Consider the following 12,616-nt stretch of genomic DNA (forward strand, 5'->3'; position numbering starts at 1 on the left):
GCCCGAATGCTGAACTGCAATCGCTGGCGGCGTCGAAATCATACGAATACGGCGGTGCGAGTGCGCTGCCGACTGGCCACGTTGGGAGAACGATGCCAAACGCATATTCACGCGCCGAAAAGGCGCATACCACTGATAATGAAGGAATCCGGCTGCAGAAGCTGCTCGCGCAGGCTGGATTCGGTTCCCGCCGCAAATGCGAGGAGATCATCACCGAAGGCCGCGTCGAGGTCGATGGTGAACTGGTCACCGAACTCGGCACCCGTGTAGACCCGGCGCACCAGCAGATTCGCGTCGACGGCTCGCGCGTGCGCATCGACGGGCGGCATATCACGCTGGTGCTCAACAAGCCCAAGAAGGTGCTCAGCACTATGGACGACCCGAAGGGGCGCTTCACTCTGAGCGACATCGTGGGCGACAAGTACGAGCGCATCTTCCACATGGGACGGCTGGATTACGATTCCGAGGGCCTGATTCTCATGACCAACGACGGCGAGCTGAGCCAGCATGTCATGCACCCCAAATACGAGGTGGAGAAGACCTATATCGCCACGCTGGAAGGCAAGATCGGCGGCAACGTGTGCCGACGCCTCGTCTCGCAGGGCGTGCAGCTCGATGACGGGCTGATCAAGCTCGACCATTGCGCCATCATCGACGGCAGCCGCGAATCGACCATCGTCAAGGTGGTGCTGCATTCGGGCAAGAACCGCATCGTGCGCCGCATCTTCAGCGCGATCGGTTTCCCGGTCAAGCGCCTGGTGCGCACGCAGATCGGCCCGATCAAGCTAGGCGACTTGAAGCCCGGAACCTACCGCGTGCTTTCGCAGCCCGAGGTGCGCTCCCTGTCCAAGGAGGTGGGTCTGTGATTCGCGTAGCCATTGACGGCCCCGCAGGCGTGGGCAAATCCTCGACCTCACGGGCCTTGGCGAGCTATTTCTCGTTCGCCTATCTCGACACCGGCGCGATGTACCGCGCCTGCGCCTGGTGGTGTCTGCAGCAAGGCATCGATCTTGACGCCGAGCAGGTCGACGAGCAGACGATTACGCAGACGGTGGGGGACTTCTTCACCGAAGACCACTTCGATCTGAGCGTGGATCCGGAGGATCCCAAGGTTTTCGCCGATGGCGTCGACATCAGTGAGGAGATTCGCTCTTCCGAGGTCTCCTCGCATGTTTCGGTGGTGTCAAGCATCATCCCGGTGCGCCATGTACTTATCGCCGCGCAGCGCGCGTTCATCGAGCGTGAGGCCTTGGCCGACTCGTATTCGAAGGGCGCTGGCGTCGTTGCTGAAGGCCGTGACATCACAACGGTGGTGTCTCCTGACGCGGAGGTGCGCGTGCTGCTCACCGCGCGCGGAGAGGTGCGTCAGGCGCGTCGCACCGGCCAGAGCGTGCAGGGCGTCGGCGCGGAGAACGTCGCTGCCCGAGACAAGGCGGACGCGCAGGTTACAAGCTTCCTGACCGCCGCCGAAGGCGTGAGCACGCTCGACAATTCCGATCTGACCTTCGAACAGACGCTGGATGCGCTGATTGCGCTGGTCGAGCAGGCCATCGAAGAGCAGGAATATCACCAGTATGCCGCGAATCTCGAAGGCTATGAGCTTGACGACGAAGACCAATCGCTGCTGGCTGCCGACCGCGATGCAAGAGCTGGCAACCAAGCCGGCCCCAAGCCCGTGGGCGTACTGGCCGTGGTCGGGCGACCCAACGTCGGCAAATCCACGCTGGTCAACCGTATTCTCGGCCGCCGCGTCGCCGTCGTAGAGGATACGCCTGGCGTGACCCGCGACCGCGTGAGCTATGACGCCGAATGGGCCGGCAACGATTTCAAGCTGGTCGACACCGGCGGCTGGGAAGCCGACGTCGAAGGCATCGAATCGGCTATCGCCTCGCAGGCGCAGGTCGCGGTGCAGCTCAGCGATGCTGTCGTCTTCGTGGTCGATGCGCAGGTTGGCCTGACCGACACCGATCAGCGCATCGTGAAGCTGCTGCGCGACTCGGGCAAGCCCGTGGTGCTGGCCGTCAACAAAATCGACGATGCCGACGGCGAATACATGGCCGCCGAGTTCTGGAAGCTCGGCATGGGGGAACCGTACGCGATTTCGGCCATGCACGGCCGTGGCGTCGGCGATCTGCTTGATGTGGCTATCGCTGCGCTCAAAAAGGCCGACAAGACCTCCGGATTCCTCACTCCCAGCAATCTGCGTCGCGTGGCTTTGGTAGGCCGCCCGAACGTGGGCAAATCCTCGCTGCTCAATCAGCTTGCGCAGCAGGAGCGTGCTGTCGTCAACGAGCTGGCCGGCACGACCCGCGACCCGATTGACGAGGTTGTCGACATCGACGGTGAGGACTGGCTGTTCATCGACACCGCCGGCATCAAACGGCGCGCACACAAACTTTCGGGCGCGGAATACTATTCCTCGCTGCGCACGCAGGCGGCCATCGAACGCAGCGAGCTGGCCTTGGTGCTGTTCGATGCTTCGCAGCCCATCGCAGACCAGGATCTCAAGGTCATGAGCCAGGCTGTGGACGCCGGGCGCGCAATCGTGCTGGTGTTCAACAAATGGGATGTGCTCGACGAATTCGACCGACAGCGCCTCGAACGGCTCTGGAACACGGAATTCGAACGAGTCACCTGGGCCGAGCGGGTCAATCTCTCCGCGAAAACTGGCTGGCATTCCAACCGGCTGGCCAAGGCCATGCGCACCGCGCTCGAATCATGGGACAAGCGCATCCCCACCGGCAAGCTCAACGCCTTCCTCGGTCGTATCCAGTCCGCACACCCGCACCCGCTGCGCGGTGGCAAACAGGCCCGCGTCCTCTTCGCCACGCAAGCTTCGACCCGCCCGCCGCGCTTCGTGATCTTCGCCACCGGATTCCTCGAGCACGGCTACCGCCGCTTCATCGAGCGTTCGCTGCGCGAAGAGTTCGGTTTCCAAGGCACGCCGATTCAGATCTCCGTGCACATCCGAGAGAAGCGCAAGCGTAAGTAGGTCTCCAAGTAAGTCTTCTCTGATTTGCTTGGTGCGACCAGTTTGAGAGCTGTGCCGTCGTTGATTTGCCACAGCTTGACCTAACTGGTTGCACCGTGCGCATTATTATGTTGTGGCTGCCATCGCGATAAACTGCGATGGCAGCCACAACACTGTTGAGTTTTGCCAATCGATAATTGCTGATGTCCAACAGCTCAAGGAACTCCTCCTTGAGCATTTCCCCCGACGTGCTGAGATAGGTTGCTGCGCCACCAGCTTGGGAATATTAAGCACGAGTAATGAATTTTCGACGCTGACCTTTGGGCAACACGCTACGTGTCGACCAAAGTCAGAGGATGTGGTAGATTATCTCCTTGGTGTTCAAACACCGTTCGGGCCGTAGCGCAGTTTGGTAGCGCACCTGACTGGGGGTCAGGGGGTCGCGAGTTCAAATCTCGCCGGCCCGACACATCATCCTGTGGATGATGTGTAGCAGCACGCGATGTATGAGCGTGCGTCGCTAAGCAAAGGGACAACCGCAAGTTGTCTCCATATCCTTGAAACTCGTTGTTCAAACGAACGACGGATGAAGTTTGAGTTCCCGACTCGCCCTCCGCCTTTCGGCAAGAATCGTCCTGTGATTGAATTTATCGCAAATCATTGAGTTCGCAAAGCTGATGATTTTAGCTTGCCTTGTCTTATGCTGATTGAGTCATATTTGAAACCTTATGCCCGCTGTCTAGTCTCCATGTACTAAGCAGATTTCGTGCAAGAACACCCGGAAAGTATTGCTATATTTTTGACATATGTCTGGAATTGGCAGAATTGCAAGGAATCAATCGGAGAGGTAATGAGCTTATACTTTCGCAAGTGCTGAATAGACGAAAAAACTGCCTAATAAATGGATGACATTCGTTTTCTGGATTCGTAATGAACACTTCTGCTCGTGCAGGCATCTATTAAGCAGTTTTTTTCGTTTATTAAGCACTTCGCAAAGTAGTCGTCAAACTCAGCGTTGGGTGTTTTGGCGGAATACCAGCATTTCTATGAACCGAAGCATAACTGCCGTTGCGCGTGAGACCGCTTGATTCATTCAAATCTGCTTAATAAATTTTCCATAGATTTGATTGGCCATAACCGGCAGCATTCTGCGTACCGTCAATATCCTCTCGCACTGAGCTGAGCGAATGCATAGTGGGAGAACGAATCACGTGCGCAATTTCTGCGCTCTCGCTGCGAGCTGAAAATATGGGTTGACGTCGCTGTTTCGTGTGTTATTGTTAGCAGTGCTTACATAGTTAGCAGTGCTAACAACATGTACTGCCAACAATATGGCACTGCTAACAACACAGAGGAGGTGCGCTACGGATACATCGACGACTAGGCAGCACGGCGATTTGCGCGAGACGCTGATTCGCTCGGCGTTGCAGATGCTTGAAAGCGGCGAGCCGTTTTCGCTGCGGGCGCTGGCACGAGATGCCGGGGTGTCAACGGCTGCGCCGTATCGGCACTTTGCCGATCGCGAGGAGCTTGAATCGGCGTTGGCTGTCCACGGCTTGCAGGAACTCATGCGCGATCTGACCGCCGACCGCGAGCCACCGGCCACAGCAGAAGACATAGGCGAAGTCGCGGTGCGCTATGTGCGGTTTGCGATGCGCCGTCCGGCGCTGTTCCACTTGATGTTCGGGCAGCCATGCGACGATCAGAACGACGAGCGGGTGCGCGCGGCCGCTGCGCTGCGCGACTATCTCAGGGAAGTGATGGCACGGGTCTTTCCGCAATCCGAACCCGATGCCCTCGCCACGGCGGGGTGGTCGCTCGCGCACGGTCTCGCATTCCTCCACCTTGATGGCAAGCTGCCGAACACTGACCCTGACGAAATCGACAAGCGAGTGCGTTCGGCGTTCGCCGCGGTTTTCCCGCCAGTCGCTCGCGCTGAGACCACTCGCCGCAGAACCAATCGAGCCAAACCCGACCACGACAAACCCAACCGCAGTGCTTCAAACCGCAGTACTTCTAACCACACAGAATCGAGCATCCAATGAGCAAGAACGCCAAGAAAGTACTACTCGTCGTCACCAACGTCAGCCACTATGACATCGACCCATCGCACCCGACTGGGCTGTGGCTTTCCGAATTGACCCACGCCTATGACATCTTCGAGAGCCGCGGCTACGAGCAGACCATCGTGAGCCCGGCCGGTGGCAAGTCGCCGCTGGAACCTCGTTCGCTGACGTTCCCCAATTACGACAAATCCGCGAAGGCATGGCACGACGACCCCAAGAAAATGGCGCTGTTGGAGCACACGGCCAGCCCGGACGACATCAACGCAGCCGACTACGACGCAATCTTCTTCACCGGCGGCCATGCGGTGATGTTCGATTTCCCCGGCAGCGAAGGTTTGCAGCGCATTACTCGCGATATCTACGAGAACGGGGGAGTCGTCTCCGCAGTCTGCCACGGCTACTGCGGCTTGCTGGAAACGAAGCTCACCGACGGCAGCCATCTTGTCGCAGGCCGCAATATCACCGGGTTCTCATGGCGCGAGGAAATCCTCGCTCGCGTGGACAAGCTCGTGCCCTATAACGTCGAGGAGCGCATGAAGCAGCTCGGCGCGAACTATTCAAAGGCGTTGCTGCCGTTCGTCTCGAACGCTGTCGTCGATGGCAGGCTCGTCACCGGCCAGAACCCCGGTTCAGCCAAGGAGACCGCGACCAAAGTCACCGAGCTACTGGGCTGAGTCGGCCGCACGAACCTTCAACCAGTACACAAACCAACCTCAAACCCAACCAAAACACACAAAAAGGACATACACCTATGCAAACCATTCTCGGCGCAGGCGGCCAGATCGCCGACGAACTCACCCGCGAGCTCTACCGCAATTACACGCACGACATCCGCTTGGTTAGTCGGCACCCGCACAAAGTGCACGACACCGATCAGCTCGTATCCGCTGATCTCATGGACGCCGAGGCCACTGACAAAGCTGTAGAAGGCAGTGAGATCGCATATCTCACGGTCGGTTTGCCCGCGAATTCAGCCATGTGGGAGGAGAAGTTCCCAACCATGATGGCGAATGCGATTGCAGCATGCGAAAAGCATGGCACCAAGCTCGTCTTCTTCGACAACACCTACATGTATCCGCGCACCGCAGAAATTCAAACCGAAGACATGCGTTTCGAGCCGGTCGGCCGCAAAGCGAGCGTGCGAGCGCAGCTTGCGACAATGCTGCTCGATGAGATGAACGCAGACCGAATCGACGCCGTGATCTGCCGCGCCCCGGAGTTCTATGGCCCGGGCAAGACCCAGAGCGTGACGAATTCCATGGTACTGGGGCGCATTGCGCAGCATAAGCGCCCCTTCGTACCAATCAGCGCCCACGCCAAGCGGACGCTGGTCTGGACGCCTGATGCCAGCCATGCGATGGCGCTTATCGGCAACACGCCCGATGCCTATGGGCAGACCTGGCACTTGCCGGTCGACCACGCGCGGCTGAATTATCGGCAGATGATCGAGATAGCATCGGAAGTCACCGGCCGCAGCATCGGCTACACGACTGTGCCGAGGTGGGCGTTCGGCATCGGCGGACGGATGAATCCGACGGTCAAGGAGATCGAAGAGCTGCTGCCGCGCTACCGGCAGGACAACATCTTCGACTCCTCCAAGTTCCAGACCCGGTTCCCGGATTTCCCCATCACCACCTACCGCGAGGGCATCACGCAGCTGCTGAGTCACAAGGCAGAGCAGTAGACAGATTTGCCTAAGGCCGGTGCGAGGGATAGATAGTGCCTACGATTGCAGCGAACGCGGAAAACGCGATCGCTGCAATCGGCCAGACAATCCAGGTGATGCCCCAATTCCCAGTGATGAAGCTCCACGCCAGATAGACGGCAGTGATGACCAGCCAGAACCCGGAGAAGATCGCTCTCACCCATACCGGGTAGCGCGTTGCATCCTGCTCGGAGTCATTCATGGCGATCGCATCAGGTGAAGTCTGCACGAGATGGGTCTGCGCAAAGTTCACCCAGTTGGCTGGCAAAAAGATTAGCAAACCAAGACTGACCAGAACCAGTGTAGCGGCGGTTCCCAGGCCAAGCAGCGGATCGGCCTGATCTTGCGGCCAGTCCTGCGTGAAGATTCCAGCGCTCAGAATCGGCAGCGCGGAGAGAATCCACAGAATCACCGCTATGACCAAGGCCATAGTCCGCTTCGACGACTCTTGCTGCTGCATGGCGTTCGCATAGGTTTCGATTTCAGGCGTGCAGCGGTCCATGCCCGAGGTGATGCGTCTGAAGGGGGAGAGACGCTGATTTCGATAGACAAGCAGACCGACGCCCACGCCGACAAGCGGGAGCAGCAGCGCGAAGCCGAGCAGCAGGCTGAGGTTTTCACGCATGCCCCCTACGCTGCCGTAGGCGACCGCCAGTCCTACGAACGGAGCTGCGGCGAACACGATCAGCGCCACGCCAATGCCCAGCAGCCAGCGGGTCTGCCTCATCGTATCCATATAGTTCTGCGCCTGCGCTATGCTGAAGGCTCGCTTCTCCGGCATGGGCTGGGAAAAGGCGGCTCCCGTCATGGCAGCAGTCGTAGCGCCCGTCTCCGAGCGCCCCGTACCCGCATTCGCATTCGCACCTTCGCCGCCGTTCACGCCACGGGACTGTGGAATTGCATGCTCTGCAGGCGCAGGCCCGCCAAATGCAGGCTCGGTCTTCGCCAGACCCAGCGTAGGCGCAACTTCCTCGATGTTGCCGAATTCGGCGATGGCCTGCCCTATGGCTTCATTCTGCGAGCGCCCGGCGGCAATCGCTCCGTTGTAGGAGTCTTCCATCATGGCGCGCAGCTCGCACTTCGCCTCCTGGGTTTCGGGCGTCAGCGGATAACGCGAGAACATGGTGTCCAAATAGTTGTCGAGGATGTTCATCAGACAATTCCTTTCACGAAGCGGTCGACGAGGTTTTTTGTTTGCTCCCATTCCTCGCATTTGACGGTCAGCAGATCGCGGCCGGCATCGGTGAGGCGGTAGTAGGTTCTAGGCTTTCCGGATTGCGATTGCCCGGGGAAGGATTCGACATGCCCCGTGCCTTCGAGGCGTTTGAGCGCCGAGTACAGCGTGGTCTGCTTGATCGAGTAGCTCCCCTCGGCCTCGCGCGAGATCTCCTTCGCCATGTCATAGGCGTATGAGGGCTCACGACGCAGTATCGACAGAATCATGACATCGACGTAGCCGCGAAGAGCATCTGCGTTTATCATGCCGTATCCTTTCTCGCCGAAGTACGAAGAATGGGAAATAGCGCCCATTCACATAGTACGTCCATTATACTATGTGCATCGTAGTATGTACAACAAAGCATGTCGTGAAATATGCATCTACCGCGCAAAACCGCTACACTAGGTTGGATTGATTCGTGCAACCACAGATGAACCACGGATGGAAAGGCGACAACCATGACGGATGTCTTCGACGAATCGGCCGCAAAGATGCGCAGCCAAGGCATGAGCGAAACCGCTATCGCCCAGTTCAAAAGGCTGTACGACGTGTGGCGCGGAGAAGAGGGGAGCAGCTGGATTCGCGAGTCCGACGTCGAGCCGCTTGACAATGTGCCCATCTTCCACGACGTCTACGAGACGATCGACCACGACAAGGCGGTCGGGGCCTTCGAGAAAACGGCGTTCCTCAAGCTCAATGGCGGGCTGGGGACCTCGATGGGGCTGGACAGCGCCAAATCGCTGCTGCCGGTACGCCGCCACAAGGCGCGGCAGATGCGCTTCATCGACATCATCATCGGGCAGGTGCTCACCGCGCGCACGCGCCTGAATGTGCCGCTGCCGCTGACTTTCATGAACTCCTTCCGCACTTCGTCCGACACGATGAAGGTTCTGGAACGCAACCCCAAATTCGTTCAGGACGATATCCCGATGGAAATCGTCCAGCATCAGGAGCCGAAAATCGATCTCGCGACTGGCCAGCCCGCAAGCTTCCCGGCGAACCCCGCGCTGGAATGGTGCCCGCCCGGGCATGGCGACCTGTTCTCGACAATCTGGGAATCCGGACTGCTCGACACGCTGCAGGAACACGGCTTCAAATATCTGTTCATCTCAAATTCGGACAATCTCGGTGCGCGCCCGTCCCGCACGCTGGCGCAGCATTTCGAGAACACCGGCGCGCCGTTCATGGTCGAAGTCGCAACCCGTACGTTTGCGGATCGCAAGGGCGGCCATATCGTGCGCGACAGGAAAACCGGGCAGCTCATGCTGCGCGAGATGAGCCAAGTGCACCCTGACGACAAGGCGGATGCGCAGGATATCGCCAAGCACCCGTATTTCAATACGAACAGCATCTGGGTGCGCGTCGACGCGCTCAGGGAGAAGCTGGCCGAATATAACGGCGTGCTGCCCCTGCCGGTGATCCGCAACGAGAAGACCGTGGATCCCACCGATCCGGATTCCACGAAGGTCATGCAGCTGGAAACCGCTATGGGCGCGGCCATCGGCCTGTTCGATGGGGCCATCTGCGTGCAGGTCGACCGCATGCGATTCCTGCCGGTCAAAACGACCAACGACTTGTTCATCATGCGCTCCGACCGCTTCCATCTGACCGACTCCTATGAGATGGAAGACGGCAACTACATCTTCCCCAACGTCGATCTCGATGATCGGTACTACAAGAACATCAACGACTTCAACGAGCGTTTCCCGTATTCCGTGCCTTCGCTGGCCGCTGCGAACTCGGTGACGATCGCAGGCGACTGGACCTTCGGTCAAAACGTGGTCATGTATTCGGACGCGACGCTTGCGGATAACGACCGGCCCAGCTACGTGCCGAACGGCGAATACGTTGGGCCACAGGGCATTGAGCCCGACGACTGGATGTAGGAATCGATTCAGCCTACCAAGGAAATCGAATGATTTTGCCAAATTGGTGCAGTAACCCGCGCAAAAGCATCTAGCATAGAGGTAAGTGCGCATATATTCGCGCACGATTACGACAACGATAACGATACGCGAGGACCAATGGCAGAGGGCAGCAACGGAAGGCGACGTTTTTCCGACAAATGGGGCAAGCACGAATTGGATGTGTTAGCCGTGTTGTCATCCGCGTTCCCGCAATGGCTCACTTCGCGCCAGATTGCGCAGCGCGTCAAGGCCTATGCCGATTCATACGGCGAGCTGGCCGATCAGGCCGCCAAGGCGGCGTTCGCGAAGCAATTCCAGCGCGACCGCGCCAAGCTGGCCGCCATGGGCATCGCCATCGAATCGCGCCAGCCCGAATACTCCTCGAAATCCGAGGGGCAGGACTTCGCCTCGTACCGGCTGCAGCTTGGCGACGAACCGCGCGCCCGCCTGCGCTTCGAGCAGGAGGATCTGCCGGTGCTGGCCGCGGCGAACTATCTGGCCCGTTCGATGTCGATCTCCTCGTCCGCTTCGCACCAGGAGGAGCAGCATGCCTCGCGCACCGCGCCGCGCGTGCCGCAGACCCCGATACCCGGCCTCGGACTTGATTCGATAGCACCTGGGCTCGGTACGCAGACGATACCCGACAATCTGGTCAAGGTGATTGATTCGCGCCGCTTCGCCGCCACGGTCGACGTCGACGGCGAACACCTCAACGTCGCCTATGCGGATTCCGACGATCTGGCGACCTTCGTGCTCGAGCATCCGGGTGCCTATGTCGTCAGCCCCAAAGAGGCAGTGGAGGCGCTGAACCGGCGCCTGCACGCCGCAACCCAATTCCAGCTCGCCGACGAAACGAAGAACGGCGCAAGCGCAACGGTCGTTCCCGGCACGATCAGCCGCAGAGACGATGAGGCCGACGATCCCGAGACTCGCAAGGACGCACAGAAGAAGAGCCCTTCCTCCTTCCAGACCGGCAGTGAGGTCGATCGACGGCTGCGGCTGATGCTGTTCCTCTCGGCCCATCTGGGCGAGGAGTTCTCGCTCGCCGAACTCGCCGAGCGTTTCATCGGCACCCCCAAATCTCCCGAGGAGCTCAAGAAGTTCATCGCGGTCATCCGCAAGGACATCAACACCTTGACGACGGTTTCCGACGATGGCGAGATGGCCGGCAGCCAGTTCTTCGATATCGACTGGTCGCTGCTGGACTCCGAAGGCATCGTGTCGGCGACGAATTCGCTGGGACTGGAACGCTTGGCGGGTATCTCGCAGCAGTATCTGAGCATGCTGACGGCGTCCGTGAGCTATCTCGCGCATTCGCCGCTGCTGCCCGATACGCAGCACGATCAAGCCCAGTCCCTGTATCTACGTCTTCGCCAGCATGTCGAACCGGGTCAGACCCCATGGCTGAGCCTGACCGGCTACGAAATGGAGCCGCGCAGCTTCACCGTCGTCAACCGTGCGATTTCCACCGATTCCCTGCTGGATATGGAATACACGGACGGAGCCGGCCGCACGCGCCGCAAACTGGTCGCCCCGGCGAAGATATACGTGGACGAGGGCGTGTACTACGTGGCCGTCTGGACCGATGTCGAGGCAGCAACCCCGCAGGACAAGCTGCGTCTAGTCGCCAAGGACACGACAATCAACAAGGTGACCGGCGAACCGCGCATCTGGCAGGTGCTCAGGCTTTCGCGCATCGATCACGCGGAGATCGTCACGCCGACCGCGCCGGTGGATGTGCCCGATGTGCCTATCAGCGAGCTGCGCAAGTGGAGCTTCGACAACGGCACTGCGGCGGTGTTCATCACCGATCAGCAGCAGCTGCCATTCATCACGACGCTGTCCGATGCCACGGTGGAGCCGTGCGGCAAAGGCGAGAAGGTGCACCTGACCGTATCCTCCGATTCCTGGTTCGTAGCCTTCTGTATCGCCCATGCCCGGCATATCACGGCAGTCGCGCCCGAGACGCTGCGTTCGATGATTATCGCGCGCGCCGAGCGGGAGCTTGCCGTCGCACATGGCGATGACGAATCCGAAGATGCGCAGGCGTCTGACACGATGCTGGCGGATGCTCAGGCGTCCACTAAGTAAACATTCAATACAAAGGGGGCGCTCATGCCGTGGTGGATCTGGTTGCTGCTGGCGCTGTTCATGCTGGCCATGCTGCTTATCGGCGCAGCCTACGTGGTCGTGCACGGTCTGAGGGCGTTTCATGTCGTTGCCGATATGGGGTCGACGGTTTCAGACAAGCTTTCGGCAGCAGGGGAGGGGGAAGGGCCCGAACCGGATGAGCCGCCGCTGTTCACGCAGCCCTTGCGCCATGCGCAGGAGCGCTACGCCGAGGCGCATGCGGATGTCGTCAGACGCCGTATGCGTGCGCATGACCGCCACGCCGATCAGTGGGCGCAGTGGCGGCAATTCAACGAGTAAGGTCCATTGAACTATGACAACTATGGCAATCTAACTATGGCAATCCCATCGGCTGCGATGCAGGGCATTGTTTCGGCTCGGCTGATTGTCATATGGCTTAACCACTTTCCCGCTAATGCGTCGTTGTGCTCGGCTGCGCAGTCGTGCGCAACGACGGCAAACGTTTGCAACACCAGTACTTTCGAGGATTATGACACATCATCGTCATCATAAACGGCGTGCGCCAAGCAAAGCATCTGTGGCGTCCGCGACATCCGCAACATCCGTGACATCGTCGGCATCGGCACGACGTACGGGCGCGAGCACAGGACGCACGCA

General features: G+C 59.4%; 10 protein-coding genes and 1 tRNA gene. 9 read left to right on the plus strand and 2 right to left on the minus strand.

What is annotated here, in order from left to right; all coding sequences use genetic code 11:
- The first annotated feature begins 92 nt into the window (after window positions 1-92).
- From LKK40_RS03545 to LKK40_RS03570, 6 genes are all read left to right on the plus strand, one after another.
- Window positions 93-866 (plus strand): pseudouridine synthase, encoded by a 774-nt coding sequence (locus LKK40_RS03545; RefSeq protein WP_304309254.1) that lies wholly within the window; start codon window positions 93-95, stop codon window positions 864-866.
- Window positions 863-2,992, plus strand: coding sequence for a bifunctional cytidylate kinase/GTPase Der (gene der / locus LKK40_RS03550; protein ID WP_304309256.1), 2,130 nt, complete (start codon window positions 863-865; stop codon window positions 2,990-2,992). Before LKK40_RS03545 ends, der begins: the two co-directional genes overlap by 4 nt.
- 372 nt (window positions 2,993-3,364) lie before the next feature.
- Window positions 3,365-3,438, plus strand: a tRNA-Pro gene (locus tag LKK40_RS03555).
- Window positions 3,439-4,368: 930 nt separating this feature from the next.
- The gene (locus tag LKK40_RS03560; RefSeq protein WP_304309258.1) at window positions 4,369-5,016 is read left to right on the plus strand and encodes a TetR/AcrR family transcriptional regulator; all 648 of its coding nucleotides are present in this window, start codon (window positions 4,369-4,371) and stop codon (window positions 5,014-5,016) included.
- A complete protein-coding gene (locus tag LKK40_RS03565; protein ID WP_304309259.1) occupies window positions 5,013-5,711 on the plus strand; it encodes a type 1 glutamine amidotransferase domain-containing protein in 699 nt (232 codons plus the stop codon). Before LKK40_RS03560 ends, LKK40_RS03565 begins: the two co-directional genes overlap by 4 nt.
- Before the next feature lie 77 nt (window positions 5,712-5,788).
- Window positions 5,789-6,721, plus strand: coding sequence for an NAD-dependent epimerase/dehydratase family protein (locus tag LKK40_RS03570; protein ID WP_304309261.1), 933 nt, complete (start codon window positions 5,789-5,791; stop codon window positions 6,719-6,721).
- Window positions 6,722-6,731: 10 nt separating this feature from the next.
- On the opposite strand, the gene LKK40_RS03575 is transcribed toward LKK40_RS03570, so the two are convergent.
- Both LKK40_RS03575 and LKK40_RS03580 read right to left on the minus strand, forming a co-directional pair.
- Complete coding sequence (locus LKK40_RS03575; RefSeq protein ID WP_304309263.1) at window positions 6,732-7,895, minus strand: permease prefix domain 1-containing protein; 1,164 nt, start codon at window positions 7,893-7,895, stop codon at window positions 6,732-6,734.
- A complete protein-coding gene (locus LKK40_RS03580; protein WP_304309266.1) occupies window positions 7,895-8,224 on the minus strand; it encodes a PadR family transcriptional regulator in 330 nt (109 codons plus the stop codon). Before LKK40_RS03580 ends, LKK40_RS03575 begins: the two co-directional genes overlap by 1 nt.
- A 195-nt stretch (window positions 8,225-8,419) precedes the next feature.
- On the opposite strand from LKK40_RS03580, the gene LKK40_RS03585 reads away from it, so the two are divergent.
- The 3 genes from LKK40_RS03585 (at window position 8,420) to LKK40_RS03595 (ending at window position 12,298) form a co-directional block, all read left to right on the plus strand.
- Complete coding sequence (locus LKK40_RS03585) at window positions 8,420-9,847, plus strand: UTP--glucose-1-phosphate uridylyltransferase (RefSeq protein ID WP_304309267.1); 1,428 nt, start codon at window positions 8,420-8,422, stop codon at window positions 9,845-9,847.
- Between the two features lie 138 nt (window positions 9,848-9,985).
- On the plus strand, window positions 9,986-11,959 hold the full coding sequence (locus LKK40_RS03590) for a helix-turn-helix transcriptional regulator (protein WP_304309268.1): 1,974 nt from the start codon (window positions 9,986-9,988) through the stop codon (window positions 11,957-11,959).
- 24 nt (window positions 11,960-11,983) lie between these two features.
- Entirely contained in the window at window positions 11,984-12,298 is a 315-nt protein-coding gene (locus LKK40_RS03595) for a hypothetical protein (protein ID WP_304309269.1), read from the plus strand.
- Window positions 12,299-12,616 lie beyond the last annotated feature (318 nt).

This window comes from Bifidobacterium tibiigranuli (assembly GCF_022655035.1).
GTDB lineage: Bacteria > Actinomycetota > Actinomycetes > Actinomycetales > Bifidobacteriaceae > Bifidobacterium > Bifidobacterium tibiigranuli_A.

Bases quoted from the DNA above. Each gene is read 5' to 3' on its own strand.
- LKK40_RS03575 (WP_304309263.1), bottom strand. From the start codon at position 7,895: ATGAACATCCTCGACAACTATTTGGACACCATGTTCTCGCGTTATCCG.
- LKK40_RS03595 (WP_304309269.1), top strand. From the start codon at position 11,984: ATGCCGTGGTGGATCTGGTTGCTGCTGGCGCTGTTCATGCTGGCCATG.
- LKK40_RS03580 (WP_304309266.1), bottom strand. From the start codon at position 8,224: ATGATAAACGCAGATGCTCTTCGCGGCTACGTCGATGTCATGATTCTG.
- LKK40_RS03545 (WP_304309254.1), top strand. From the start codon at position 93: ATGCCAAACGCATATTCACGCGCCGAAAAGGCGCATACCACTGATAAT.
- LKK40_RS03585 (WP_304309267.1), top strand. From the start codon at position 8,420: ATGACGGATGTCTTCGACGAATCGGCCGCAAAGATGCGCAGCCAAGGC.
- LKK40_RS03565 (WP_304309259.1), top strand. From the start codon at position 5,013: ATGAGCAAGAACGCCAAGAAAGTACTACTCGTCGTCACCAACGTCAGC.
- LKK40_RS03590 (WP_304309268.1), top strand. From the start codon at position 9,986: ATGGCAGAGGGCAGCAACGGAAGGCGACGTTTTTCCGACAAATGGGGC.
- LKK40_RS03570 (WP_304309261.1), top strand. From the start codon at position 5,789: ATGCAAACCATTCTCGGCGCAGGCGGCCAGATCGCCGACGAACTCACC.